Raw genomic sequence first — 26,630 nt, 5'->3', positions numbered from 1 at the left:
GGTTGCGCATGGTAGCACCGGGCTTCGGCGGCGCTCAAGAATGCTCCATGCGGCGCGCCGCCGCGCTATGCTGCTTGGCATCCATACAAAGAAGGAAGCGTGATTCATGGCAGGAAGCAGCCTACTGTTGCTGATCGACGACATTGCCGCCGTGCTGGACGACGTGGCGTTGATGACCAAAATGGCCGCCAAGAAAACCGCCGGCGTGTTGGGCGACGATCTGGCGCTCAATGCCCAGCAGGTGAGCGGTGTGCGGGCCGAACGGGAAATCCCCGTGGTGTGGGCGGTTGCCAAGGGATCGTTCATCAACAAACTGATCCTGGTGCCTTCGGCTCTGGCCATCAGCGCATTCATCCCCTGGCTGGTGACGCCTCTGTTGATGGTCGGTGGCGCTTACCTGTGTTTCGAAGGATTCGAAAAACTCGCTCACAAAATCCTGCACAGCAAGGCCGAAGAACAGACGGAGCACGCGCAATTGGTCGAGGCCGTGGCAGACCCGGCAGTGGATCTGGTGGCGTTCGAAAAGGACAAGATCAAGGGTGCGATCCGCACCGACTTCATTCTCTCGGCGGAAATCATCGCCATCACCCTTGGCACGGTGGCGGGGGCGTCTCTGACCCAGCAAGTCATCGTGCTATCGGGCATCGCGATCGTCATGACCATCGGCGTCTATGGCCTGGTGGCGGGGATCGTCAAACTCGACGACCTGGGCTTGTGGCTGACGCAAAAGCCAGGGCAGATGGCCCGTAGCGTCGGTGCCGGGATTCTGCGCGCGGCACCGTACATGATGAAAAGCCTGTCGGTGATTGGTACGGCGGCGATGTTCCTGGTAGGCGGCGGGATTCTCACCCACGGGGTGTCGGTGGTGCATCACTGGATCGAGAGTGTCAGTGCCGGGGCCGGTGGGGCCGGGTTTATCGTGTCGATGTTGCTCAATGGCGTGGCGGGGATTATCGCGGGGGCGGCGGTGCTGGCGGTGGTGATGGCTGTTGGCAAAATCTGGAAGGCGTTCAAAGGTTGAATTGAAACACTGAACGGATGTGGGAGCGGGCTTGCTCGCGAAGGCGGTGCATCATTCGACTCAAACGTCGACGGATACAATGTCTTCGCGAGCAAGCCCGCTCTCACAGGTTTATCTGTTGCCTTTGGTTACTCGGCAATCTGCAACTTGCGCGACTCGGTATACACGTAACGCACCTTTTCATACTCGAACGGCGAGTTCAGCTGACCGTAGCGGAAGCTGGTCTGATAGCGCTTGTCCACAGCCCGCAAGGCCCACACTTCCGGGTGGTTTGAGCTGACTTCGGCCACGTTGAGGAAGTTGATCGCGTTCTCGGCGCTGAAGTCCACCACCAAACCGCCGGTATCGCGCAGGTTCGACGGCCCGAGTATCGGCAGTACGAAGTAGGCACCGGCCGGCACACCGTAGAAGCCCAGCGTCTGGCCGAAGTCTTCGCTCTGTCGCTGGAGCCCCATGGCGGTGGCCGGGTCCCACAGGCCGGCGATGCCGATGGTGGTGTTGAGCAGCAGGCGTCCGGTGATTTCCATCGAACGCTGGCCCTTGAACTGCAACAGGCTGTTGAGCAGGTTCGGCACGTCGCCAAGGTTGTTGAAAAAGTTGCTGACCCCGGTGCGCACGAAGCTCGGAGTGATGTAGCGATAACCATCGACCACCGGCAGGAATACCCACTCGTCGAAGCGATAGTTGAAGTGGTAGACGCGACGGTTCCAGGATTCCAGCGGGTCATACACATTCAACGCACTCAGCGTGGAGCGTTCGAACTCGCGCTGGTCCAGCCCCGGGTTGAACTTGAGTTTGCTCAACGGCTCCTTGAACCCATCACTGTCGATGACCACAGGCGCGTTGGCCTTGCTGTTGTCAGCATTGGCGGTGGTTGCACAGAGGAGCGCGGCGATAAGCAGGAGGTATTTAGCCACGGAAGAACTCCAGCATGGCGTCGCTGTTGACGCGGTAGTTAAGGTTGCCGCAATGGCCGCCCAGTGGGTAAACAGTCAGGCGATCGCCGAAAGTGCGGCGCAGGAAACCGAGATCGCCCGGGCCCAGGATCACGTCATCGGCGTTGTGCATGACGGCAATTTTAGGGCTCTTGTGCAGGTAATCCGCCAGTGCGTACAGGCTCACCTGGTCGATCAGTTGCAGCAGGCTGCCGCCATCGGTGCGGGCGCGCCACATCGGGATGACCTGTTCGGTGATGTAGCAGTCGAAGTCGCATTGCAACGCACGCTTGAGGTACGGCGTAAGGCTGGTGCCCTCGGTGATCGGCGTCTTGGGCGGCGTGATCAGGCCGCGACGGTTGATCAGGTCCGAGGTAAAAGCGATATCGGCGGCCGAGAAGCGGAACGAGGTGCCGATCAGCATTGCCATCTGCTCGTTGCTCAAATGCTGCTTGGACTGCTGGAAGTCATAGAGCAGCGCATCGTTGAGGTCGATGTAGCCTTTCTGCTGGAAGTAGCGGGTCAGTTTGTTCAGCACCAGCTCATAGAAGGTGGTGGTGTTGTTGATGCCCTTGACCTCGGTTTGAACAAGCTTGTCGAGGTTTGTGATCGAGGTGTAGAGGTTGACCGGCGGGTTGAGCAGCAGGACTTTCTTGAAATTGAAACTGCGGCGGGTTTCGTCCAGATGGGCGACGAATGCCGCATCCAGTGCGCCCAGGCTGTACCCCGTGAGGTAGTAATCGGTGACCGGCAACTTCGGGTTTTGCGCCCGCACGGCCTGCATGACGCGATACATGTCTTCGGCATCGTCCTTGGTGATGCCTGGCGTGGCAAAGCGCGACGCCGCGCTGATGAAGTCGAAGCTGGTGGGCGAAGACAGCTGTACTACGTGGTAGCCAGCCTTGTAATACAGCTTTTTCAAATACTCGTTCAGGGTGCTGTCATAACGCGCGCCAGTGCCGGCGATCAGGAAGATCAGCGGGGCAGGTTTGTCCTGGGTAGCGATGCGATAGGTGAGTTTTTTCACTGGCCAGAAGTTCTCTGGCAGCTGGAACTCACGCTCAGGGCGTAGCCTGAGGGTGTGATCCGATTGATCGATGTCGTCGTCCAGTGGCAACTCCGGACGCAAGTCCGGTGGCGTCGTGGCGATGGTCGCTTCAAACGGGTTGGTCAAGGGGTAGCCATAACTGGCGGGGTCGATATCTGCCGCCAGTGCGGACGCACTCAGGATAAGGCCACCCAACAGGGCGGCGAAGCGCAAGGAACGGAGCATGACTGAATCCCTTAAGAAAGGTGCCGAATGAAGTTCGCAGGCTATGACCACCGGGTTTGCGCCAAAGTGCCACGCAGCGGCACCAAACAGGCCTGATTTCGGAGTAATAGTAGCTGGACGATACACTTTGCAGCGATTGGATAGCCAGTTAACAGTTGTTAGCGTTTTGCTTAACGCTGACCTGCGATTAAGCTGGCCTCCGTTTTCGATGATTGGAGTGCTTCATGTCCCGCCGCCTGCCCGTGATTCTTCTGCTCATTCTGCTGCCGTTATGGCTGGCCGCAAGCTATGGCGCACGTTACGGCTTCATGGAGGATGCGCAGTGGGTCGGCCTCTGTGTCGATGAGGCGAGCCGTTGGGAGTGCCAGGTCCGTTCGAACCTGGGGTTGATGATTCACTTCAAGGTATTGGGCTGGGGAGCAGTCGCCGCCGCCTTGATCGGCTTTGTGCTGCCGGGACGAGCAGGGTGGTGGCTGGCGGTGCTGGCGCTGGTGCTCGGGTTTCCGGCGCTGGCGCTGTACAACACCACGCTGGCGGTGTTTGCGGTGGTGATTGCGGGGTTGCGTCTGGTTCGCGGCGCCTGATAGGCCGCCATCGCGGGCAAGCCCGCTCCTACAGGTCTTGTGTACGCCACAAATACCTGTAGGAGCGGGCTTGCCCGCGATGAGGCCAGTAAATTCACCGAAAATTCAAGCCTTGCGCAGGCGCAATGATCGCCACAACGCCGCCACCATCAACACGCTCACCAGCGCCCAACCCCAGGCCTGCTGGTTCTGCAGCCCTTCACGAAACAGCTGCGGCGCTATTCCGGCGCCAATGATGAAAGTCAGCAACGCAATTTCCCGACGTGGCACGCTGACCGGACGACACAGATAGACCAGCGCCGGCACGATGAATGCCACGCTCGGAAAGCTGCGATAGCGCGGGTCGAAGACCAGTTCCAGCATCGACACCGCCGCTGCAAATCCAATCAACGCCACCAACACGCCTGAGCGACGTTCGAGCACGTTGAATGCACGCCCACGCCAGCCGCTGCGCGGGCTCAATGCCAGTGCCCCATGTGCCAGCGCCAGCAGATTCGACGCTGTCAGCAATCCGACCCACAGCCATTCACTGGAAAATCGCGTGGTCACTCGGGCCAAGTCGCCCCATACGCCGAGCGAACCGGCGGCAAGCGCCCCCAGCAGCGGCAACACAAGGGCGGCACGTGTATCACGCACGCGCCCGCCCAGGATCAGTGTGCCGATGAAGATCAAGCCACCGACAATCAACCACTGCGACCAGTACGGCACATTCGTGACCGGCCCTGCCAGCACGCCCTTGTCCTGGCGGTCGGCATCGAACAATCCCCAGTAACCGCCAACCGCCCCTTCGCTGGCGCGTTTCCATGGTTGGTCGAAGGCCTCGATCAGGTTGTAATGCCAGCCTTGCTGCTCGGCCATGGCGACAAAACCGCGAATGAACTTGGCTTCGTTGACTCGGCTCGGTAATGCCGTTTCACGTTGGCGGCCTTCGCTGGGCCAGCCGGTTTCGCCGATCATCACGTCCTTGGGCGCGAACTTGTTGCCGAATACTTGGCGTACCTCGGCCACATGCTGCAAGGCGGCATCGATATTGGAAGGGTCGTCTTCCCAGTACGGCAGCAGATGGATGGTCAGGAAGTCCACCGCCGGTGCGATTTCGGGATGCTTGAGCCAGAACTCCCAGACATCGGCGTAAGTGACCGGTTGTTTGACCTGGCTTTTAACCTTGTTGATCAGTCTGGCGAGTTGTGGGCCGGTCACCTCTTTGCGCAACAATGCTTCGTTGCCGACGATCACTGCGCTGACCACATCCGGGTTGGCGTTGGCGGACGCGATCAGCAGGTCGACCTCTTTCTCGGTATCCACCGGGTTGCTGTTGACCCAGGCGCCAATCATTAACTTCAGGCCGTGTTTGCGTGCGAGATCCGGTAGGGCGTCGAGACCCGTCATCGAGTAGGTGCGGATGCACTCAAAGCGCGTGGACAGCAGGGCCAGGTCGGCGTCCATGCGCTCGGGACGCAGCTTGAACGGCTGATCGAACGGTGATTGATCCTTGTCGAACGGGGTGTAGGACGCGCATTGAAGCTTGTGCGTGGCGCTGGCGACATCGGGCAGGATCACCGGCTGGCCGATGCCATACCAAAAGCCACCCAGGGCAAACAGGCCCAGCAGGCAAGCGAACAAATAGGCAAAAAAGGAAAGCGTGAGGTCGCGGGCATGGTCAGCCGTCCGGAAGCAAAGCGGCGCATGTTACCTGCATTTGCAGCGCGCTTGGTGCCTGCACGATTTTGACATGCAAAGTTCAGGCTGATCGTCCGAGACATTTATATGGCGTGTGGTTAATGGCGTTCTGATGTCGTTTCTCGATGCCTTGAGGTCGCTGGCAGCACAGGTTCAGGTTGGCGTCAGGTTGATGATCAAAGCGTCAGTACTCCGCTGATGTTCGAATGAGTTTGCGGTGAAGCGTGATGGGGGCGCTGTGCACCATAACAATACGTTGACGCGGCTCGGCACCCGTCGAGCGCAGCACTTTCGGGGAAGTAACGATGAAGATGCGACGACTTTTAGGCGCAGGTGCCGCTCTGGTACTTGCGATGGGTTCGACATTCGCCAACGCAGAAAAGCAGACCCTGAGCATCGGTTACGTTGACGGCTGGTCCGACAGCGTTGCGACGACTCATGTGGCAGCAGAAGTGATCAAGCAGAAGCTCGGTTATGACGTGAAGCTGCAAGCCGTCGCCACCGGCATCATGTGGCAAGGCGTGGCCACCGGCAAACTCGACGCCATGCTGTCCGCCTGGCTGCCGGTGACTCACGGTGATTACTGGGCGAAGAACAAGGACCAGGTCGTCGACTACGGCCCGAACTTCAAGGACGCCAAAATCGGCCTGATCGTGCCGGAGTACGTCAAGGCCAAGTCCCTTGAAGACCTGAAAACCGATGACAGCTTCAAAAAGCGCATCGTCGGCATCGACGCCGGTTCAGGCGTGATGCTCAAGACCGAGCAGGCCATCAAGGATTACGACCTGACCGGCTATCAACTCAAGGCCAGTTCCGGCGCCGGCATGATTGCCGAGCTGACCCGTGCCGAGAAGAAAAATGAATCCATTGCCGTGACCGGCTGGGTGCCGCACTGGATGTTCGCCAAGTGGAAACTGCGCTTCCTCGAAGACCCTAAAGGTGTGTATGGCGCGGCTGAAACCGTGAACAGCATCGGCAGCAAGGAGCTGGATACCAAGGCGCCGGAAGTAGCCAAGTTCCTGAAAAACTTCCAGTGGGCTTCGAAGGATGAAATCGGTGAAGTGATGTTGGCCATCCAGGAAGGCGCCAAACCTGACGCTGCCGCTAAAGACTGGGTCGCCAAACACCCGGATCGTGTGGCGGAGTGGGTCAAGTAAGCGGTTGAGTTAATCAGACAAGCTTTACCCCCCCCTGTAGGAGCGAGCTTGCTCGCGATAGCGGATTGTCAGGCACGCAAATGTTGACTGACACACCGCCATCGCGAGCAAGCCCGCTCCCACATTTATGTTCCCATGTTTGAAATTGGCGACTCTGTAATGGCGATCTAAGACTAAGGTCGTCTGGAACCCGGCTCGCAGCCGAATAAAGTGGGTACCGTTCCAACAATAATCTGTGCTGCGAGGATAAAAACAATGAACGACAGCATTTACCTCTCGATTCAAAACAGCCCCCGATTCAAGGAGCTGGTGAGCAAGCGAGAAAGGTTCGCCTGGATTCTTTCGGCGATCATGCTTGGGCTTTACTCTGGCTTCATCCTTCTGATCGCTTACGGGCCGCAGGTGCTGGGGGCGAAAATCAGCCCTGAGTCATCCATTACCTGGGGTATTCCAATTGGTGTCGGCTTGATCGTTTCGGCGTTCATCCTCACCGGGATCTACGTGCGACGCGCCAACGGCGAGTTCGACGACCTGAACAATGCGATTCTCAAGGAGGCTCAGCAATGATCCGGCGTCTAATGGCTCTTTTGAGTATCGCGGCCTTTGCACCGGGCGCCTGGGCAGCTGATGCCCTGACCGGTGCCGTGCAAAAACAACCTCTCAACGTATCCGCGATCCTGATGTTCGTCGCGTTCGTCGGCGCGACCTTGTGCATCACCTACTGGGCGTCCAAGCGCAACAAGTCGGCTGCCGACTACTATGCGGCGGGCGGCAAAATCACCGGTTTCCAGAACGGTCTGGCGATTGCTGGTGACTACATGTCCGCAGCGTCCTTCCTGGGGATTTCCGCGCTGGTGTTCACCTCCGGCTACGATGGCTTGATCTATTCGATCGGCTTCCTGGTGGGCTGGCCGATCATTCTCTTCCTGATCGCCGAGCGTCTGCGTAACCTGGGTAAATACACGTTTGCCGATGTGGCGTCCTATCGCCTGGGCCAAACCCAGATTCGCTCGCTGTCCGCCTGTGGTTCGCTGGTGGTGGTGGCGTTCTACCTGATTGCGCAAATGGTCGGTGCCGGTAAGCTGATCCAACTGCTGTTCGGCCTCGACTACCACGTTGCGGTGATCCTGGTGGGTATCCTGATGTGCGCCTACGTGCTGTTCGGCGGCATGCTGGCAACCACTTGGGTGCAGATCATCAAGGCGGTGCTGCTGCTCTCGGGCGCTTCCTTCATGGCGCTGATGGTCATGAAGCACGTCAACTTCGACTTCAGCACCCTGTTCGCCGAGGCGATCAAGGTTCACCCTAAAGGTGAGGCGATCATGAGCCCTGGCGGTCTGGTGAAAGATCCGATCTCCGCATTTTCCCTCGGTCTGGCACTGATGTTCGGTACCGCTGGTCTGCCGCACATCCTGATGCGCTTCTTCACCGTGAGCGACGCCAAGGAAGCGCGCAAGAGCGTGCTGTACGCCACTGGCTTCATTGGCTACTTCTACATCCTGACCTTCATCATCGGCTTTGGCGCAATCCTGCTGGTGAGCACCAACCCTGCATTCAAGGATGCGGCTGGCGCGCTGTTGGGCGGTAACAACATGGCGGCGGTGCACCTGGCCGACGCAGTGGGCGGCAGTATCTTCCTGGGCTTCATCTCGGCGGTAGCGTTCGCGACCATCCTGGCGGTGGTAGCCGGCCTGACCCTGGCCGGTGCATCGGCGGTGTCCCACGACCTGTATGCCAGCGTGATCAAGAAAGGCAAGGCCAACGAGAAGGACGAGATCCGCGTCTCGAAAATCACCACCATCGCCCTCGCGGTGTTGGCGATTGGCTTGGGCATTCTGTTCGAAAGCCAGAACATCGCGTTCATGGTGGGCCTGGCGTTCTCCATTGCCGCGAGCTGCAACTTCCCGGTGCTGCTGCTTTCCATGTACTGGAAGAAACTGACCACCCGCGGTGCGATGATCGGCGGCTGGCTGGGGCTGCTCAGTGCCGTGGGCCTGATGATCCTCGGTCCAACCATCTGGGTGCAGATCCTGCATCACGAGAAGGCTATCTTCCCGTATGAGTACCCGGCGCTGTTCTCGATGATCATTGCCTTCGTGGGGATCTGGTTCTTCTCGATCACCGACAAATCGACTGCAGCCGACAACGAGCGGGCGCTGTTCTTCCCGCAATTCGTTCGCTCGCAGACCGGTCTGGGCGCGAGTGGGGCGGTTTCGCACTAAGGCTTGATACTTTTATATAGATAGACAAACTTGAAGAAATACCCCGGTCGAGAGATCGGGGTATTTTTTTGCCCGCCCGTCCCCCGGCTTCCCCGCCCCCTGTAGGAGCGAGCTTGCTCGCGATGGAGGCCCAGGCACCACGGGCATCCAGGCATCCAGCGGTGTCCGGGCTACCATCGCGAGCAAGCTCGCTCCTGTCGGGGGGGGGGGCTGTGTCCGTATCGGCCACAAACAAAAACGGCCTCTATAGGGATAGAGGCCGTTCTTGGTGCAACTCAACACGCTAGAGCAAGACAGGTCTTACTTGCGGTCTTCCAGCTTGGTGATGTCACGCGACTCGTAGCCGGTGTACAGCTGGCGAGGGCGGCCGATCTTGTACGGGCTGGAGAGCATTTCTTTCCAGTGCGAAATCCAGCCTACGGTACGCGCCAGGGCGAAGATCACGGTGAACATGCTGGTTGGAATGCCGATCGCCTTGAGGATGATCCCCGAGTAGAAGTCGACGTTCGGGTACAGCGAGCGCTCGATGAAGTACGGGTCGGTCAAGGCAATCTCTTCCAGGCGCATGGCCAGCTCGAGTTGCGGATCGTTGTTGATGCCCAGTTCCTTCAGCACTTCGTCGCAGGTCTGCTTCATGACGGTGGCGCGTGGGTCGCGGTTTTTGTAAACGCGGTGACCGAAGCCCATCAGCTTGAACGGATCGTTCTTGTCCTTGGCCTTGGCGATGAACTTGTCGATGTTCGAGACATCTCCGATTTCATCGAGCATGGTCAGCACGGCTTCGTTCGCACCGCCGTGGGCAGGGCCCCACAGTGCGGCGATGCCGGCGGCGATGCAGGCGAACGGGTTGGCACCCGAAGAGCCGGCCAGGCGCACGGTGGAGGTCGAAGCGTTCTGCTCGTGGTCGGCATGGAGGATGAAGATCCGGTCCATGGCCTTGGCGAGCACCGGGCTGATCGGTTTGATCTCGCACGGGGTGTTGAACATCATGTGCAGGAAGTTTTCGGCGTACGACAGGTCGTTGCGCGGGTACATCATGGGTTGTCCCATGGAGTACTTGTAAACCATCGCTGCCAGGGTCGGCATCTTGGCAACCAGGCGGATCGCGGAGATTTCGCGATGCTGCGGGTTATTGATGTCCAGGGAGTCGTGGTAGAAGGCCGAGAGGGCGCCGACTACGCCGCACATGACGGCCATCGGGTGGGCGTCGCGACGGAAGCCGTTGAAGAACGTTTTCAGCTGTTCGTGAACCATGGTGTGGTTCTTGACGGTGCTGACGAACTGGGCCTTCTGTTCTGCGGTCGGCAATTCGCCGTTGAGCAGCAGGTAGCAGGTTTCCAGATAGTCCGACTTCTCAGCCAGTTGCTCGATCGGGTAGCCGCGATGCAGCAGGATGCCATTGTCGCCGTCGATATAGGTGATCTTCGACTCGCAGGAGGCGGTCGACATGAAACCTGGGTCAAAGGTGAAACGGCCCGTGGCCGTCAGGCCCCGTACGTCGATAACATCGGGACCAACGGTGCCGGTTAAAATGGGCAGCTCGACGGGGGCTGCGCCCTCGATGATCAACTGCGCTTTTTTGTCAGCCATGTGGCCTCCTATTTATGCTTGAAATCATCAGACAGACCCCCCACGCAGGGCCCGCACCACTATAGTGAGATAAATTCGAATGTCAATTTGCCTAAAGTCTTGCTCCAGAAGGCTTTAACCCTACTTTTTTCTCGAAATTGCCTGCCATTTACGCCTTTTATCCAACTTGCGCAATCCGCTATTAGGGGAAGGTGAACGCGTTGTCATTAGTAGCCTAACTGTCTATACTCGGCAGCCGACCGCCAAGGGCTTTTGGGCTTGCGTTATTGGGGGTCGCCTCCCTGGGTGGTGGTTACCTGACCAGTGCACTCCCCAACAACTTTGCCCTGATTGTTAGGGGCTCTTCAGTGTGAAAAATAAGCCGTGAAAAGCCAACGACCTGTAAACCTAGACCTAAGGACCATCAAACTCCCAGTCACTGCTTACACGTCCATTCTTCACCGTATTTCCGGTGTCATCCTCTTCGTGTGCCTTGCCATCATGCTTTTTGCATTGGACAAGTCGCTCAGCTCCGAGGAAGGCTTCGGCGAGGTGAAAGCGTGTCTGACCAGTCCGCTAGCCAAGCTAGTGATTTGGGGCATCCTGTCCGCTCTGCTGTATCACCTGGTAGCCGGTGTGCGCCACTTGATCATGGACATGGGCATCGGTGAGACGCTGGAAGGCGGCAAGCTGGGCTCGAAAATCGTTATCGCCGTTTCCGTGGTGGTAATCGTTCTGGCAGGAGTTTGGATATGGTAACTAACGTCACGAACCTCTCGCGTTCGGGCCTCTATGACTGGATGGCGCAACGTGTGTCGGCGGTCGTTCTCGCGGCTTACTTCATTTTCCTGATCGGATACGTCGTTGCCCACCCTGGCATCGGCTACGCCCAATGGCATGAACTGTTCGCAAGCAACTGGATGCGTATTTTCAGTCTCCTGGCCCTTGTTGCCCTCGGCGCTCACGCCTGGGTCGGCATGTGGACCATCGCGACCGACTACCTGACGCCAATGGCGTTCGGCAAGTCCGCGACTGCAATCCGTTTCCTTTTCCAGGCAGTATGCGGCGTTGCGATGTTCGCTTACTTCGTCTGGGGTGTGCAGATTCTCTGGGGTATCTGAGTCATGGCTAACATTCCAACGATTTCTTTCGACGCCATCATCATTGGTGGCGGCGGCGCCGGCATGCGCGCAGCGCTGCAGCTGGCACAGGGCGGTCACAAGACTGCCGTGATCACCAAGGTGTTCCCGACGCGTTCGCACACCGTATCGGCTCAAGGCGGCATCACCTGCGCCATCGCCTCTGCGGATCCGAACGATGACTGGCGCTGGCACATGTACGATACCGTCAAGGGTTCCGACTATATCGGTGACCAGGACGCTATCGAATACATGTGTCAGGAAGGTCCTGCCGCGGTTTTCGAGCTGGACCACATGGGTCTGCCGTTCTCCCGTACCGAGCAAGGCCGTATCTACCAGCGTCCGTTCGGCGGTCAGTCCAAGGACTACGGTAAAGGCGGCCAGGCTGCCCGTACCTGTGCGGCATCCGACCGTACCGGTCACGCCCTGCTGCACACCCTTTATCAAGGCAACCTGAAAGCCGGTACCACGTTCCTGAACGAGTACTACGCCGTTGACCTGGTGAAGAACGACGCAGGCGAGTTCGTCGGCGTTATCGCCATCTGCATCGAAACCGGTGAAACCACCTACATCCGTGCAAAAGCCACTGTGCTGGCGACCGGTGGCGCTGGCCGTATCTACGCTTCGACCACCAATGCCCTGATCAACACCGGTGACGGCGTCGGTATGGCCCTGCGTGCAGGCGTACCGGTGCAAGACATCGAAATGTGGCAGTTCCACCCAACCGGCATCGCCGGCGCCGGTGTACTGGTCACCGAAGGGTGCCGTGGTGAAGGTGGTTACCTGATCAACAAGCACGGCGAGCGTTTCATGGAGCGTTATGCTCCGAACGCCAAAGACCTGGCAGGTCGTGACGTGGTTGCTCGCTCGATGGTTAAAGAGATCATCGCGGGTAACGGTTGCGGTCCGAACGGCGACCACGTAATGCTTAAACTCGACCACTTGGGCGAGGAAGTGTTGCACAGCCGTCTGCCTGGTATTTGCGAACTGTCGAAAACGTTTGCTCACGTTGACCCAGTCGTTGCTCCGGTTCCGGTTGTTCCAACCTGCCACTACATGATGGGCGGCGTTGCCACCAACATTCACGGCCAGGCGATCACCCAGAATGGCGAAGGCGTGGACACCATCATCCCGGGCCTGTTCGCTGTAGGCGAAGTGGCTTGCGTATCGGTTCACGGTGCCAACCGCCTGGGCGGCAACTCGCTGCTCGACCTGGTGGTATTCGGCCGTGCTGCCGGTCTGCACCTGGAAAAGGCGCTGACCGACGGTATCAACTACGACGACGCCACCGAAGCCAACATCAATGCCGCTCTGGCCCGTCTGTCCGCCCTCAACGAGCGTACTGATGGCGAAGACGTGGCTACCCTGCGTCGCGAGCTGCAAAGCTGCATGCAGAACTACTTCGGTGTATTCCGTACCGGCGAATACATGCAGAAGGGTATTGCCCAACTGGCCGACCTGCGCAAGCGCATTGCCAACGTCAAGATCAACGACAAGTCGCAAGCGTTCAACACGGCTCGTATCGAGGCACTGGAACTGCAAAACCTGCTGGAAGTGGCTGAAGCTACCGCCATCGCTGCCGAAGTACGTAAAGAGTCCCGCGGTGCTCACGCCCGTGAAGACTTCGAAGACCGTGACGACGAAAACTGGCTGTGCCACACCCTGTACTTCCCGGGTGACAAGCGCGTTGCCAAGCGTGCCGTGAACTTCTCGCCGAAGACGGTTCCGACTTTTGAACCTAAGATTCGGACTTATTAAGGGTGGCCGCCATGTTGCAAGTCAGTGTTTATCGCTACAACCCTGATCAGGACGCTGCGCCGTTCATGCAGGAATTCCAGGTCGATACCGGTGGTAAGGACCTGATGGTGCTGGACGTGCTCGCGCTGATCAAGGAACAGGACGAGGGTTTCTCCTATCGTCGCTCCTGCCGTGAGGGCGTTTGCGGCTCCGACGGCATGAACATCAACGGCAAGAACGGCCTGGCGTGCATCACGCCGCTGTCCGCTGTCGTAAAAGGTAACAAGTTGATCGTTCGTCCTCTGCCAGGTCTTCCGGTGATCCGTGACCTGGTCGTCGATATGAGCATCTTCTACAAGCAATACGAGAAGGTTAAGCCATACCTGCAGAACGACACGCCGGCTCCGGCCATCGAGCGTCTGCAGTCCCCTGAAGAGCGCGAAAAGCTCGACGGTCTGTACGAGTGCATCCTGTGCGCCTGCTGCTCGACCTCTTGCCCGTCCTTCTGGTGGAACCCGGACAAGTTCCTGGGTCCAGCTGCCCTGCTGCAAGCGTACCGCTTCCTGGCAGACAGCCGCGACACCAAGACTGCCGAGCGTCTGGCTTCGCTGGATGACCCGTTCAGCGTATTCCGCTGCCGCGGGATCATGAACTGCGTCAACGTTTGTCCGAAAGGCCTGAACCCGACTAAGGCCATCGGTCACGTACGTAACATGTTGCTGCAAAGCGGCGTGTGATTCAGCTGCAGTACCCGTAGGACTGTTGTACCCGTAGATGCTGCGGCGCAGGCTTCAACCGGCGCCGTAGTTTTAACCTGAGCAGCAGCTCGTGAAGTTGCGGCTCTTATTTTGAAGAAATGAGACAAGCAGGGGCATCCGGGCTGGTACCCGGACTATCAGCGTGATCCTAGGTGGCTTGTTTTGGTCGCTGCATTCGGACTTCTGCAAGTTTGCTCGGTGTCGACGCCGGTGGTGTTCCCCTAACCGAGGGTGACCAAGCATGCAAGAAAGCGTGATGCAGCGCATGTGGAACAGCGCGTACCTTTCCGGAGGTAACGCTGCCTATGTGGAAGAGCTTTACGAGCTCTACCTGCACGACCCTAACGCTGTGCCAGAAGAGTGGCGCACCTACTTTCAGAAGTTGCCGACCGAAGGCAACTCTGCCACCGATGTTTCGCACTCGACAATTCGCGATCATTTCGTCTTGCTGGCAAAGAACCAGCGCCGCGCCCAACCGGTTTCCGCCGGCAGCGTGAGCAGTGAGCACGAGAAGAAGCAAGTTGAAGTGCTGCGATTGATCCAGGCCTACCGTATGCGTGGCCACCAGGCAGCCCAGCTTGACCCGCTGGGGCTGTGGCAGCGTCCTGCACCAGCAGACCTGTCGATCAATCATTACGGCTTGACCAATGCCGATCTTGATACGACCTTCCGTGCCGGCGACCTGTTCATCGGCAAAGAGGAAGCGAGCCTACGCGAAATTCACGAAGCGTTGCAGCAGACATATTGCCGCACCATCGGCGCTGAATTTACGCACATCACCGATTCCGAGCAGCGCCAGTGGTTCCAGCAGCGTCTGGAAAGCGTGCGTGGCCGTCCAGCGTATTCCGCGGACATCAAGAGCCACTTGCTCGAGCGCGTGACCGCCGGTGAAGGCCTGGAAAAATACCTGGGCACCAAATACCCGGGCACCAAGCGTTTCGGTCTGGAAGGCGGCGAAAGCCTCATTCCAATGCTCGACGAACTGATCCAGCGTTCCGGCTCCTACGGCACCAAGGAAATCGTCATCGGCATGGCCCACCGTGGTCGTCTGAACGTACTGGTCAACACCTTCGGCAAGAACCCGCGCGAGCTGTTCGACGAGTTCGAAGGCAAGAAGAAGGTCGAGCTGGGTTCCGGTGACGTTAAATATCACCAGGGCTTCTCGTCCAACGTCATGACCACCGGCGGTGAAGTTCACCTGGCGATGGCGTTCAACCCATCCCACCTGGAAATCGTTTCCCCAGTGGTCGAGGGTTCGGTGCGTGCCCGTCAGGATCGTCGTAACGATTCCACCGGTGAGAAGGTCCTGCCGATCTCCATCCACGGTGACGCGGCATTCGCCGGTCAGGGCGTGGTGATGGAAACCTTCCAGATGTCGCAAACCCGCGGTTTCAAGACCGGCGGTACCGTGCACATCGTGATCAACAACCAGGTTGGTTTCACCATCAGCAACCCGCTGGACTCGCGCTCCACCGAGTACGCGACCGACGTTGCGAAAATGATCCAGGCGCCGATCCTCCATGTAAATGGTGATGATCCGGAAGCCGTCCTGTTCGTGACTCAGCTGGCCATCGATTACCGCATGCAGTTCAAGCGTGACGTGGTGATTGACCTGGTCTGCTACCGTCGTCGCGGCCACAACGAAGCTGACGAGCCAAGCGGCACCCAGCCTCTGATGTATCAGCAGATCACCAAACAGCGCACCACCCGTGAGCTGTATGCCGACAGCCTGACTCAGAGCAGCGTGCTGGATCTAGAGCGTGTTCAGGCGAAAGTCGACGAATACCGCAATGCGCTGGACAACGGCCTGCACGTTGTAAAAAGCCTGGTCAAGGAACCGAACAAAGAGCTGTTCGTGGACTGGCGTCCGTACCTGGGCCACGCCTGGACCGCGCGTCATGACACTCGCTTTGATCTGAAAACCTTGCAGGAGCTGTCCGCCAAGTTGCTGGAAGTTCCGGAAGGCCTGGTCGTTCAGCGTCAGGTCGCCAAGATCTACGAAGACCGCCAGAAGATGCAAGCCGGTGGCCTGCCGATCAACTGGGGCTTCGCCGAAACCATGGCGTACGCGACCCTGTTGTTCGAAGGTCACCCGATTCGCATGACCGGCCAGGACATCGGCCGCGGTACGTTCTCGCACCGTCACGCTGTCCTGCACAACCAAAAAGACGCCAGCACCTACGTACCGCTGAAGAACCTGTACGACGGTCAGCCGCGTTTCGAAATGTACGACTCGTACCTGTCCGAAGAAGCCGTACTGGCATTCGAATACGGCTACTCGACCACCACGCCGGATGCGCTGGTGATCTGGGAAGCCCAGTTCGGTGACTTCGCCAACGGTGCCCAGGTGGTTATCGACCAGTTCATCACCAGTGGCGAGCACAAGTGGGGCCGTCTGTGCGGTCTGACCATGCTGCTGCCGCACGGTTATGAAGGTCAGGGTCCGGAGCACTCGTCGGCGCGTCTGGAGCGTTACCTGCAATTGTGTGCCGAGCACAACATTCAGGTGGCGGTACCGACTACGCCAGCCCAGATCTACCACTTGCTGCGTCGTCAGGTGATCCGTCCGCTGCGCAAGCCGCTGATCGTGTTGACTCCGAAGTCGCTGCTGCGTCACAAGTTGGCCATCTCGACCCTGGAAGACCTGGCCGAAGGTTCGTTCCAGACCGTTATCCCGGAAATCGATGCCCTGGACCCGACAAAGGTCGAGCGCGTTGTTCTGTGTAGCGGCAAGGTCTACTACGACCTGCTGGAAAAACGCCGTGCCGAAGGCCGTGACGATATTGCCATCGTGCGTATCGAACAGTTGTACCCATTCCCTGAGGACGACTTGAAAGAAGTCCTGGCTCCTTACACCAACGTCAAGCATGCCGTCTGGTGCCAGGAAGAGCCGATGAACCAGGGTGCCTGGTACTGCAGCCAACATCACCTGCGTCGTAGCATCGCAAACCTCAACAAGTCTCTCGTACTCGAGTACGCGGGCCGTGAGGCTTCTGCTGCACCAGCATGTGGTTACGCATCGATGCACGCCGAGCAGCAGGAAAAACTGCTGCAAGACGCCTTTACTGTTTAACGCCTTCGCGCACCTGAAACCGAATTTAAGGAACCACAGACAATGGCTATCGAGATCAAAGCCCCCACTTTCCCGGAATCGGTTGCCGATGGCACCGTTGCCACCTGGCACAAACAACCGGGCGACGCGGTCAAGCGCGACGAGCTGATCGTCGACATCGAAACCGACAAAGTCGTACTGGAAGTGTTGGCCACCGCTGACGGCGTGCTGGGCGCAATCGTCAAGAACGAAGGCGACACCGTTCTGTCCGACGAAGTGCTGGGCTCGATCGTTGAAGGTGGCGCTGCTGCCGCCGCTCCGGCTGCCGCTGCTGCTCCGGCCGCTGCCCAGGCTGCTGCTCCAGCTGCCGAAGGCGAAGACGATCCAGTAGCTGCCCCGGCTGCTCGCAAGCTGGCTGAAGAAAACGGCATCAACATCGCTTCCGTTGCCGGCACCGGCAAAGGCGGTCGTGTGACCAAGGAAGACGTGGTTGCAGCCGTAGCCGCCAAGAAAGCCGCTCCGGCCGCTGCACCTGCCAAGGCTGCCGCACCGGCCGCTGCTGCTCCTGTGTTCGCTGCTGGCGACCGCATCGAGAAGCGCGTGCCGATGACCCGCGTTCGTGCAACCGTGGCCAAGCGCCTGGTAGAAGCCCAATCGAACATGGCCATGCTGACCACTTTCAACGAAGTCGACATGACCGAAGTCATGGCCCTGCGTTCGAAGTACAAGGACCTGTTCGAGAAGTCTCACAACGGCGTGCGCCTGGGCTTCATGTCGTTCTTCGTGAAAGCGGCCACCGAGGCGCTGAAACGCTTCCCGGCTGTCAACGCGTCGATCGACGGTGGCGACATCGTTTACCACGGCTACGCCGACATCGGTGTTGCCGTGTCCAGCGACCGTGGCCTGGTTGTGCCGGTCCTGCGTAACGCCGAACTGATGAGCCTGGCCGAAATCGAAGGCGGCATCGCCACTTTCGGCAAAAAAGCCCGTGACGGCAAACTGTCGATGGACGAAATGACCGGTGGCACGTTCACCATCACCAACGGTGGTACCTTCGGTTCGATGATGTCGACTCCGATCGTCAACCCGCCGCAGGCCGCGATTCTGGGCATGCACAACATCATCCAGCGTCCTATGGCAATCAACGGCCAGGTCGTTATCCGTCCGATGATGTACCTGGCGCTGTCCTACGATCACCGTCTGATCGATGGCAAAGAAGCTGTAACCTTCCTGGTGACCATCAAGAACCTCCTGGAAGATCCGGCTCGTCTGTTGCTGGATATTTAAAAAGCAGCGGCAAGCCGCAAGCGACAAGCCCCAAGCTCAAGCCGAGCGGGCTTTGAACTTGCGGCTTGCGGCTTGTAGCTTGTTGCTAAAAGAGGATTCTTTTACATGTCGCAGAAATTTGACGTAGTAGTGATCGGCGCGGGCCCTGGCGGCTATGTGGCCGCCATCAAGGCCGCACAATTGGGCTTTTCCGTTGCTTGCATCGAGAAATATACCGATGGCGAGGGCAAACTGGCCCTGGGCGGCACCTGCCTGAACGTCGGCTGCATTCCATCCAAGGCGTTGCTGGACAGCTCCTGGAAGTACAAGGAAGCCAAAGAAAGCTTCAACGTCCACGGTATCTCCACTGGCGAAGTCAAAATGGACGTCGCTGCGATGGTTGGCCGCAAGGCTGGCATCGTCAAGAACCTGACCGGCGGTGTTGCCACCCTGTTCAAGGCCAACGGCGTTACTTCGATCCAGGGCCACGGCAAGCTGCTGGCCGGCAAGAAAGTCGAAGTCACCAAGCCTGACGGTTCGGTTGAAGTCATTGATGCCGAGAACGTGATTCTGGCCTCCGGCTCGCGTCCGATCGACATTCCGCCTGCTCCAGTCGACCAGAAAGTCATCGTCGACTCCACTGGCGCCCTGGAATTCCAGGCCGTGCCTAAGCGCCTGGGCGTGATCGGCGCCGGCGTCATCGGCCTGGAACTGGGTTCGGTATGGTCGCGTCTGGGTGCAGAAGTGACTGTCCTGGAAGCCCTGGACACCTTCCTGATGGCTGCTGACACCGCCGTTTCCAAGGAAGCGCTGAAAACCCTGACCAAACAGGGCCTGGACATCAAGCTGGGCGCTCGCGTGACCGGTTCGAAAGTCAACGGCGACGAAGTCGTGGTTAACTACACCGACTCCAACGGCGAACAGACCATCACTTTCGACAAGCTGATCGTTGCCGTTGGTCGCCGTCCAGTGACCACTGATCTGCTGGCTGCCGACAGCGGCGTGACCATCGACGAGCGTGGTTTCGTATTCGTCGACGACCATTGCGCCACCAGCGTACCGGGCGTCTACGCCATCGGTGACGTGGTTCGCGGCATGATGCTGGCACACAAGGCCTCGGAAGAGGGCATCATGGTCGTCGAGCGCATCAAGGGCCACAAAGCCCAGATGAACTATGACCTGATCCCTTCGGTTATTTATACTCACCCGGAAATCGCATGGGTCGGTAAAACCGAACAGGCCTTGAAAGCTGAAGGCGTAGAAGTTAACGTCGGCAGCTTCCCGTTCGCAGCATCCGGCCGTGCCATGGCCGCCAACGATACCGGCGGTTTCGTCAAGGTCATCGCCGATGCCAAGACTGACCGTGTATTGGGCGTCCACGTGATTGGCCCGAGCGCTGCAGAACTGGTTCAGCAAGGCGCGATCGCGATGGAATTCGGCACCAGCGCTGAAGACCTGGGCATGATGGTTTTCTCCCATCCGACCCTGTCCGAAGCCTTGCACGAAGCAGCTTTGGCTGTGAATGGCGGCGCCATCCACATCGCCAACCGCAAGAAGCGTTAAGACAATAAGAAACCACGGCGGTATGGCCCGTCGTGAGCCTTGCGTGCAAGACTCACCGCGGAATATCCGCTGGACGCAGTCTTGCGTAGCCCAGGCTACGCAAGCAGCAGTCACAGGTGGTGCGGCACTCTGAGTGCAGCACCGAATGCGCAGTACCTAACGAAGACGGTAATAAGCATGAATCTTCACGAGTATCAGGGTAAGCAGCTGTTCGCTGAGTACGGCCTGCCAGTATCCACCGGTTACGCGGTAGACACCCCGGAAGCAGCAGCAGAAGCTTGCGACAAAATCGGCGGCAGCGAGTGGGTTGTCAAAGCCCAGGTCCACGCCGGTGGTCGCGGTAAAGCGGGCGGCGTCAAGCTGGTTCGCAACAAAGAAGACGCCAAAGCCTTCGCACAGCAGTGGCTGGGCAAGCGTCTGGTGACTTACCAGACTGACGCCAATGGTCAGCCTGTCACCAAGATCCTGGTTGAATCGTGCACTGATATCGCTAAAGAGCTGTACCTGGGCGCTGTCGTTGACCGTTCGAGCCGTCGCATCGTGTTCATGGCTTCCACCGAAGGTGGCGTGGACATCGAGAAAATCGCTCACGACACTCCAGAAAAAATTCTGAAGGCCACTATCGATCCACTGGTTGGTGCTCAGCCATTCCAGGGTCGCGAGCTGGCGTTCCAACTGGGTCTGGAAGGCAAGCAAGTTGCCCAGTTCGCCAAGATCTTCGTTGGTCTGGCCAAACTGTTCCAGGATCACGATCTGGCCCTGCTGGAAGTGAACCCGCTGGTGATCAAGGCTGATGGCGATCTGCACTGCCTGGACGCCAAGATCAACATCGACGCCAACGCCATGTACCGTCAGCCTAAGCTGAAGACTTTCCACGATCCGTCCCAGGACGATCCGCGCGAAGCGCACGCTGCCAAGTTCGAACTGAACTACGTAGCGCTGGAAGGCAACATCGGTTGCATGGTCAACGGTGCTGGCCTGGCCATGGGTACCATGGACATCGTCAACCTGCACGGCGGCAAGCCAGCCAACTTCCTCGACGTGGGCGGCGGTGCTACCAAAGAACGCGTTACCGAAGCATTCAAGATCATTCTGTCCGACACCAACGTCGCTGCAGTACTGGTTAACATCTTCGGCGGCATCGTTCGTTGCGACATGATTGCCGAAGGCATCATCGGTGCAGTGAAAGAAGTCGGCGTGAAAATCCCGGTTGTTGTTCGTCTTGAAGGCAACAACGCTGAACTGGGCGCTAAAGTACTGGCAGAAAGCGGTTTGAACATCATCGCTGCTACCAGCCTGACCGACGCTGCTCAACAAGTCGTTAAAGCTGCGGAGGGCAAGTAATGAGCGTCCTGATCAATAAAGACACCAAAGTTATCTGCCAGGGTATTACCGGTTCGCAAGGTAGCTTCCACACCCAGCAAGCCATCGAGTACGGCACCCAGATGGTGGGTGGTGTAACTCCGGGCAAAGGCGGCACCGAACACCTGGGCCTGCCAGTGTTCAACACCGTGAAAGACGCTGTAGCTGCCACTGGCGCTACCGCCAGCGTGATCTACGTTCCGGCTCCTTTCTGCAAGGACTCGATCCTGGAAGCAGCTTTCGGCGGCATCAAGCTGATCGTCTGCATCACCGAAGGCATTCCTACCCTGGACATGCTGGACGCTAAAGTTAAGTGCGACGAGCTGGGTGTTACCCTGATCGGCCCTAACTGCCCAGGCGTGATCACTCCAGGCGAATGCAAGATCGGCATCATGCCAGGTCACATTCACTTGCCAGGCAAGGTCGGTATCGTTTCCCGTTCCGGCACCCTGACCTACGAAGCTGTGAAGCAGACCACTGACGCCGGTTTCGGTCAGTCGACTTGCGTCGGCATCGGCGGTGACCCGATCCCAGGCTCGAACTTCATCGACATCCTGAAGCTGTTCCAGGAAGACCCGAAGACCGAAGCGATCGTCATGATCGGTGAGATCGGCGGTTCGGCTGAAGAAGAAGCGGCTGCCTACATCAAGGCACACGTGACCAAGCCGGTTGTTTCCTACATCGCTGGTGTGACTGCTCCTCCGGGCAAGCGCATGGGCCATGCTGGCGCAATCATCTCCGGCGGCAAAGGCACTGCAGACGAGAAATTCGCTGCTCTGCAAGACGCAGGCGTGAAAACCGTGCGTTCGCTGGCAGACATCGGCAAGGCCCTGGCCGAGCTGACTGGTTGGGCTGTCAAGTAAGCCTCGCGCTTGGCTGACGCTTTACCAAACAAAGGCCACCTTCGGGTGGCTTTTGTCGTTTTGAAGCAGTTGCGAGCGGTAAGCTCCAAGCTGCAAGCAGTCCCAGCGCGAACGAGCTTGTAGCTTGCAGCTCGCTGCTTGAAGCTGCCTTTTTGCGACACAAAGATGTCGTAGATCGGAATGTTTGCCCTCAATCAGTGCGTTTTCCTGCCAGATTCGTTAGTCTAGCCGCGATTTTTTCGCGTGAAGCCCAAAAGGCAGTCTCACGCCAACCGGGTCGGTCCTATACGGATTGACAGCATTTCCCTCACCCATAGGGAAATCCCCCTCTAAATTCCGATTCAGTAGTGTGGTATTTCCTTAATGAAAGTGTTGAAAGGTCAGGACATCCTGGCACTTGGTTTTATGACGTTTGCCCTGTTTGTCGGGGCCGGTAACATCATCTTCCCGCCTATCGTCGGTTTGCAGTCCGGGCCTCATGTCTGGATGGCGGCGCTAGGCTTTCTGATCACGGCAGTCGGCCTGCCGGTCATCACCGTCGTCGCCCTGGCCAAGGTCGGGGGTGCCATGGACGCCCTGAGCAGTCCCATCGGCAAAATCGCCGGTGGCTTACTGGCGGCCGCCTGCTACCTTGCCGTGGGCCCGTTGTTCGCGACGCCGCGCACCGCGACCGTGTCGTTCGAAGTCGGCCTGGCCCCGTTGACCGGCGAGAGCCCGCTGGCATTGTTCCTGTATAGCGCCGTGTATTTCCTGCTGGTGTTCTTCATTTCGCTCTACCCGGGCCGCCTGCTGGATACCGTTGGGCGCTTCCTCGCGCCGCTGAAGATCATCGCCCTGGCTGTGCTGGGCATTGCGGCTTTCGCGTTGCCGGCCGGTGACATTGGCGTGGCCACGCCCGAATATGTCGCGGCGCCATTTTCCCAGGGCTTCATCAATGGTTACCTGACCATGGATACGCTCGGCGCACTGGTGTTCGGCATTGTGATCGTCAATGCCATCCGTTCCCGTGGCGTTGAATCGCCAGCGCTGATCACCCGTTACGCGATCATTGCAGGCCTGATCGCTGGCGTTGGCCTGGCCCTTGTGTATGTCAGCCTGTTCCGTCTCGGTTCGGGCAGCCATGAAGTGGCGGCCGGTGCGACCAACGGTGCGGCCGTGCTGCATGCTTACGTCCAGCACACTTTCGGCTCGCTGGGCAGCGGGTTCCTCGCGGTGCTGATCTCGCTGGCGTGCCTGGTGACGGCGGTTGGCCTGACCTGCGCCTGCGCCGAATACTTCAGCCGTGTACTGCCGCTCTCCTACAAGACGCTGGTGGTGATCCTGGCCGCATTCTCATTGCTGGTATCCAACCTGGGCCTCACCAAGCTGATTGCGTTCTCGATCCCGGTGCTGACCGCGATCTATCCGCCGTGCATCGCCCTGGTCGCCCTGAGCTTCTGCAAGGACTTCTGGCATGAGCAGGGTCGTATTGTCGGCCCGGTCATGCTGGTGTCGTTCCTCTTCGGTGTGATTGATGCCCTCAAGGGAGCCGGCCTGGCGGACTGGATGCCGGCCCAACTGGCTCATCTGCCACTGAGCGAGCAAGGCCTGGCCTGGCTGGTACCGTCGGTGATGACCCTGGTCGTCGCGGTGGTGTGCGACCGTATGCTGGGCAAGCGAGCCGAAGCACTGGCGTAAGCGCGAGAGCCCGCCATGCGCGGGCCGGCAATCCTGGAAATGCCCCGTATCAAACGATACGGGGCATTTTTTTCGCTTCACGCAAATCATTGTGGGAGCGGGCTTGCTCGCGAAGGGGGCTTATCATTCAATAGTTGCATCGACTGATACACCGCGATCGCGAGCAGGCTCGCTCCCACAGGACTCGGTGTTTTGCCATTTCATCACAAGGACCTGCATGTCGTTCATCCAAGCCAACCTGATCCACATCATCGCCGCTGCCTGGTTTGTCATTTGCTGGGGCGGCTACACCCGCTACGCGACGTGGAAGGGCCGCGACACCGCGTGCCTGGCCAGTGTGTTGCACTTGTATCGCGAAGACTGGATGCGTCGGATGCTGCTGCGCGACAACCGCATCGCCGATGCGAGCGTGATCGGCAACCTGGAGCGCAACGCGTCGTTCTTCGCGTCCAGTACGCTGATTATCCTGGCGGGCATTCTGACCGTGTTGGGGGCGTCGGAGAGGGCCGTGTCGTTGCTGGCCGATATCCCCATGGTGCAACAGGCTTCCCAGGGCATGTCGGAGATCAAGCTGCTGTGTCTGGCGCTGGTGTTTGTCTATGCGTTTTTCACGTTCAGTTGGTGCATGCGCCAATACAACTTCGCCGCGATCCTGGTGGGCTCGGCACCGATGATCGGCGAGCGTCACGTCTCCGAACAGGAGCGCAAGGCCTTTGCGGCCCGGGCGGCGAGGGTTATTTCCATGGCCGCCAACCAGTTCAACTTTGGCCTGCGTTCCTACTATTTCGGCATGACGATGCTGGCCTGGTTTGTCAGTCCGTGGCTGTTCATGTTGTTGAGTGCCGGGGTGGTGCTGGTGCTCTATCGCCGGGAATTTCATTCCGACGTACTCGATGTGATGGTCTATACCCCTACAGAGGCGCCATTGCCTGACACACCTAAAGAGGTCGTTTGATGAGTATCCCGTTCTGGTGTGTGTTGATCAGTGCTCTATTGATTTACGTGGCCCGCATGCCGGTCACCAAGGCCATGAAGGAGCAGGGTGGTTACAACAACCATCTGCCGCGCCAGCAGCAGGCGCAACTCACCGGGTTCGGTGCCAGAGCGCTCGCCGCGCACCAGAACAGTATCGAGGCGTTCATTTTGTTTGCGGTGGGGGTATTGATGGCGCATACCACGCAGACGGCGGGGTGGCTGATCGATTCGCTGGCAATCATCTTTGTCATCACCCGCATTCTGTACTTGTTCTGCTACTGGCGGGATCTGGCTTCGCTAAGAAGTCTGATGTGGTTGATCGGGCTGGTATGTTCGTTACTGCTGATGATTAGTCCGACTTTTAGAACTATCTTGATCTAAGCATGTAAAACAAACGGACAAAAGAAAACCCGCGATTGGCGGGTTTTCTTATCGCACTGAAAGAACGGTTAGTTCTTTTTGGCTTCGTCAGCAGCGGCTTCGTTCGATTCAGCCTGATCTTTGGCGGCTTCGGCGTTTTCCTTCGCGGCGTCGTTCACTTTATCCTGAGCTTCGTTCATTTTTTCCTGAGCTTGCTCGGCGTGTTGGTTGGCATCTTGAGCTTTGTCCTCGGATTTTTTATCGCAGGCAGCGAGACCGAGGGAAGCGGTCAACATCAAGGCAATAGCTAAAGTCTTACGCATGGGGTGTTTCTCCTTATGGAAATCATCTACTTGCCCTTTCGAGCGCGACTCTCATGGTTAAGTTCCTTGAATCGTTCAGATATATAAGTTTGAAGCTGCGCGGAACTTTTACCGAACGTGCCAAGTGCGATGTCTGACTATTAACAAGAGTACTTTTCAAATGGCCGCAAACCCCGTTTTTGAGCGCGCGACGCGATTTCTGTCGGCCCTTCGCCACTGTCACGTGCTTGGCTTGCGCGTACACAGCGCGAGCAACGACGGCCTTACCGTGATATTGCCGTACAGCCCGCAAATCGTCGGAAATCCCGAGACCGGGGTCATTCATGGTGGTGCTTTGACGTCGTTGATGGACACCGCTTGTGGCATGTCCACGCTTTGCGTGTTGCCGGAGTTCGAGGTCTGTCCGACCCTCGACTTGCGCATCGACTACATGCATGCCGCTGAACCACATAAGGATGTCTATGGTTTCGCCCAATGCTATCGGGTCACCACGGACGTGATCTTTGCCCGAGGGTTCGCGTATCAAGACGATCCCGAGCAACCCATTGCTCACGTGGTGGGTACGTTCATGCGCATGGGCAAGGGCGCGAAAGGCACCAAGGGCTTTGGCGGTGTTATCACGGGGGCTGCGCAATGATCGAGAACCTCACGGAGCAACTGCAACAAGCTCACGAGAAAGGCGACTACACCGAACTGCTGCGACGGATCCCCTACGCCCAACTGATCGGTGTCGAATGTTCGCGGGTGGGAGATGACCTGTTGTTTCGTCTGCCAGCCAACAAGGACAACATTGGTAACCCTTTACTGCCGGCGATCCATGGTGGCGTGATTGCCGGGTTCATGGAGCTGTCAGCAGCGCTGCACTTATTGATATTCACTGGGTCTGCGGACGTACCGAAAATCATCGACTTCTCCCTGGATTATCTGCGTGCCGGGCAGTTTCGCGATACCTGGGCCCGTTGCCAGGTGTGTCGCCAGGGGCGTCGTGTCGCGAATGTGGCCGTGACAGCCTGGCAGAGCACCGAAGGCGAGCCCATCGCCACGGCCCGCGCGCATTTCAAAGTCAATGAGCCCTTGAAATCCTGATCGCTGCCCCCAACTTTGATGACAACCC

General features: G+C 58.5%; 23 protein-coding genes and 1 pseudogene. 19 read left to right on the top strand and 5 right to left on the bottom strand.

From position 1 onward, the window contains the following. Positions 1-106: 106 nt before the first annotated feature. The gene (locus AB4O36_RS18465) at positions 107-1,021 is read left to right on the top strand and encodes a DUF808 domain-containing protein (protein ID WP_460139965.1); all 915 of its coding nucleotides are present in this window, start codon (positions 107-109) and stop codon (positions 1,019-1,021) included. A gap of 128 nt (positions 1,022-1,149) precedes the next feature. Here the strand turns inward: AB4O36_RS18465 and AB4O36_RS18460 are convergent, their stop codons facing one another. Both AB4O36_RS18460 and AB4O36_RS18455 read right to left on the bottom strand, forming a co-directional pair. Continuing rightward, positions 1,150-1,938, bottom strand: a complete 789-nt coding sequence (locus AB4O36_RS18460; protein WP_460117109.1) for an MlaA family lipoprotein — start codon at positions 1,936-1,938, stop codon at positions 1,150-1,152. Then, complete coding sequence (locus AB4O36_RS18455) at positions 1,931-3,229, bottom strand: alpha/beta fold hydrolase (protein WP_460139964.1); 1,299 nt, start codon at positions 3,227-3,229, stop codon at positions 1,931-1,933. The genes AB4O36_RS18460 and AB4O36_RS18455 overlap by 8 nt, the downstream gene beginning before the upstream one ends. A gap of 224 nt (positions 3,230-3,453) precedes the next feature. On the opposite strand from AB4O36_RS18455, the gene AB4O36_RS18450 reads away from it, so the two are divergent. After that, complete coding sequence (locus AB4O36_RS18450) at positions 3,454-3,813, top strand: hypothetical protein (RefSeq protein ID WP_460139963.1); 360 nt, start codon at positions 3,454-3,456, stop codon at positions 3,811-3,813. A 105-nt stretch (positions 3,814-3,918) separates the two neighbouring features. Here AB4O36_RS18450 and AB4O36_RS18445 read toward each other — a convergent pair. Then, a pseudogene (locus tag AB4O36_RS18445) lies at positions 3,919-5,512 on the bottom strand (glycoside hydrolase family 17 protein). Positions 5,513-5,798: 286 nt separating this feature from the next. On the opposite strand from AB4O36_RS18445, the gene AB4O36_RS18440 reads away from it, so the two are divergent. The 3 genes from AB4O36_RS18440 to AB4O36_RS18430 all read left to right on the top strand — a co-directional run bounded on the left by AB4O36_RS18440 (position 5,799) and on the right by AB4O36_RS18430 (position 8,872). Beyond that, positions 5,799-6,650: a glycine betaine ABC transporter substrate-binding protein gene (locus tag AB4O36_RS18440; RefSeq protein ID WP_460117106.1), complete on the top strand. Its 852-nt coding sequence runs from the start codon at positions 5,799-5,801 to the stop codon at positions 6,648-6,650. Between the two features lie 255 nt (positions 6,651-6,905). Next, positions 6,906-7,217, top strand: coding sequence for a DUF485 domain-containing protein (locus tag AB4O36_RS18435; RefSeq protein WP_008052644.1), 312 nt, complete (start codon positions 6,906-6,908; stop codon positions 7,215-7,217). Beyond that, positions 7,214-8,872, top strand: a complete 1,659-nt coding sequence (locus AB4O36_RS18430; protein ID WP_460139962.1) for a cation acetate symporter — start codon at positions 7,214-7,216, stop codon at positions 8,870-8,872. The genes AB4O36_RS18435 and AB4O36_RS18430 overlap by 4 nt, the downstream gene beginning before the upstream one ends. A gap of 300 nt (positions 8,873-9,172) precedes the next feature. On the opposite strand, the gene gltA is transcribed toward AB4O36_RS18430, so the two are convergent. Next, positions 9,173-10,462, bottom strand: a complete 1,290-nt coding sequence (gltA, locus tag AB4O36_RS18425) for a citrate synthase (RefSeq protein ID WP_421140421.1) — start codon at positions 10,460-10,462, stop codon at positions 9,173-9,175. Positions 10,463-10,825: 363 nt separating this feature from the next. Between gltA and sdhC the strand changes: the two genes are divergently transcribed. From sdhC to AB4O36_RS18365, 12 genes are all read left to right on the top strand, one after another. Continuing rightward, entirely contained in the window at positions 10,826-11,200 is a 375-nt protein-coding gene (gene sdhC, locus AB4O36_RS18420) for a succinate dehydrogenase, cytochrome b556 subunit (RefSeq protein ID WP_460117104.1), read from the top strand. Continuing rightward, entirely contained in the window at positions 11,194-11,562 is a 369-nt protein-coding gene (gene sdhD, locus AB4O36_RS18415; protein WP_027922414.1) for a succinate dehydrogenase, hydrophobic membrane anchor protein, read from the top strand. Before sdhC ends, sdhD begins: the two co-directional genes overlap by 7 nt. Positions 11,563-11,565: 3 nt before the next feature. Further along, positions 11,566-13,338: a succinate dehydrogenase flavoprotein subunit gene (sdhA, locus tag AB4O36_RS18410; RefSeq protein ID WP_460117103.1), complete on the top strand. Its 1,773-nt coding sequence runs from the start codon at positions 11,566-11,568 to the stop codon at positions 13,336-13,338. Between the two features lie 11 nt (positions 13,339-13,349). Beyond that, positions 13,350-14,054 (top strand): succinate dehydrogenase iron-sulfur subunit, encoded by a 705-nt coding sequence (locus AB4O36_RS18405; RefSeq protein ID WP_192302072.1) that lies wholly within the window; start codon positions 13,350-13,352, stop codon positions 14,052-14,054. 262 nt (positions 14,055-14,316) lie between these two features. Beyond that, the gene (locus AB4O36_RS18400; RefSeq protein ID WP_460139961.1) at positions 14,317-17,148 is read left to right on the top strand and encodes a 2-oxoglutarate dehydrogenase E1 component; all 2,832 of its coding nucleotides are present in this window, start codon (positions 14,317-14,319) and stop codon (positions 17,146-17,148) included. A 42-nt stretch (positions 17,149-17,190) separates the two neighbouring features. Next, positions 17,191-18,414: a 2-oxoglutarate dehydrogenase complex dihydrolipoyllysine-residue succinyltransferase gene (gene odhB / locus AB4O36_RS18395; RefSeq protein WP_368553157.1), complete on the top strand. Its 1,224-nt coding sequence runs from the start codon at positions 17,191-17,193 to the stop codon at positions 18,412-18,414. Positions 18,415-18,519: 105 nt separating this feature from the next. Further along, positions 18,520-19,956, top strand: coding sequence for a dihydrolipoyl dehydrogenase (gene lpdA / locus AB4O36_RS18390; protein WP_460139960.1), 1,437 nt, complete (start codon positions 18,520-18,522; stop codon positions 19,954-19,956). A gap of 177 nt (positions 19,957-20,133) precedes the next feature. Next, positions 20,134-21,300 carry an ADP-forming succinate--CoA ligase subunit beta gene (gene sucC / locus AB4O36_RS18385; RefSeq protein WP_003223015.1) on the top strand — a complete coding sequence of 389 codons (1,167 nt, stop codon included), beginning with the start codon at positions 20,134-20,136 and terminating at the stop codon, positions 21,298-21,300. Next, positions 21,300-22,181, top strand: coding sequence for a succinate--CoA ligase subunit alpha (gene sucD / locus AB4O36_RS18380; protein ID WP_068587916.1), 882 nt, complete (start codon positions 21,300-21,302; stop codon positions 22,179-22,181). The genes sucC and sucD overlap by 1 nt, the downstream gene beginning before the upstream one ends. 363 nt (positions 22,182-22,544) lie before the next feature. After that, the gene (brnQ, locus tag AB4O36_RS18375; RefSeq protein WP_460117100.1) at positions 22,545-23,858 is read left to right on the top strand and encodes a branched-chain amino acid transport system II carrier protein; all 1,314 of its coding nucleotides are present in this window, start codon (positions 22,545-22,547) and stop codon (positions 23,856-23,858) included. 217 nt (positions 23,859-24,075) lie between these two features. Then, positions 24,076-24,813 (top strand): DUF599 domain-containing protein, encoded by a 738-nt coding sequence (locus AB4O36_RS18370; protein ID WP_460117099.1) that lies wholly within the window; start codon positions 24,076-24,078, stop codon positions 24,811-24,813. After that, the gene (locus tag AB4O36_RS18365; protein WP_460117098.1) at positions 24,813-25,214 is read left to right on the top strand and encodes an MAPEG family protein; all 402 of its coding nucleotides are present in this window, start codon (positions 24,813-24,815) and stop codon (positions 25,212-25,214) included. Before AB4O36_RS18370 ends, AB4O36_RS18365 begins: the two co-directional genes overlap by 1 nt. Before the next feature lie 68 nt (positions 25,215-25,282). Here AB4O36_RS18365 and AB4O36_RS18360 read toward each other — a convergent pair whose 3' ends face one another. Beyond that, a complete protein-coding gene (locus AB4O36_RS18360) occupies positions 25,283-25,516 on the bottom strand; it encodes a hypothetical protein (protein WP_460139959.1) in 234 nt (77 codons plus the stop codon). A 160-nt stretch (positions 25,517-25,676) separates the two neighbouring features. Between AB4O36_RS18360 and AB4O36_RS18355 the strand changes: the two genes are divergently transcribed. Both AB4O36_RS18355 and AB4O36_RS18350 read left to right on the top strand, forming a co-directional pair. Beyond that, positions 25,677-26,153 carry a PaaI family thioesterase gene (locus tag AB4O36_RS18355; protein WP_460117095.1) on the top strand — a complete coding sequence of 159 codons (477 nt, stop codon included), beginning with the start codon at positions 25,677-25,679 and terminating at the stop codon, positions 26,151-26,153. Beyond that, positions 26,150-26,602 (top strand): PaaI family thioesterase, encoded by a 453-nt coding sequence (locus AB4O36_RS18350; protein ID WP_460117094.1) that lies wholly within the window; start codon positions 26,150-26,152, stop codon positions 26,600-26,602. Before AB4O36_RS18355 ends, AB4O36_RS18350 begins: the two co-directional genes overlap by 4 nt. Positions 26,603-26,630: the final 28 nt, after the last annotated feature.

The sequence above is a fragment of the Pseudomonas sp. S2_E01 genome (assembly GCF_054668365.1).
This window is presented reverse-complemented; position numbering and strand designations above follow the sequence as displayed.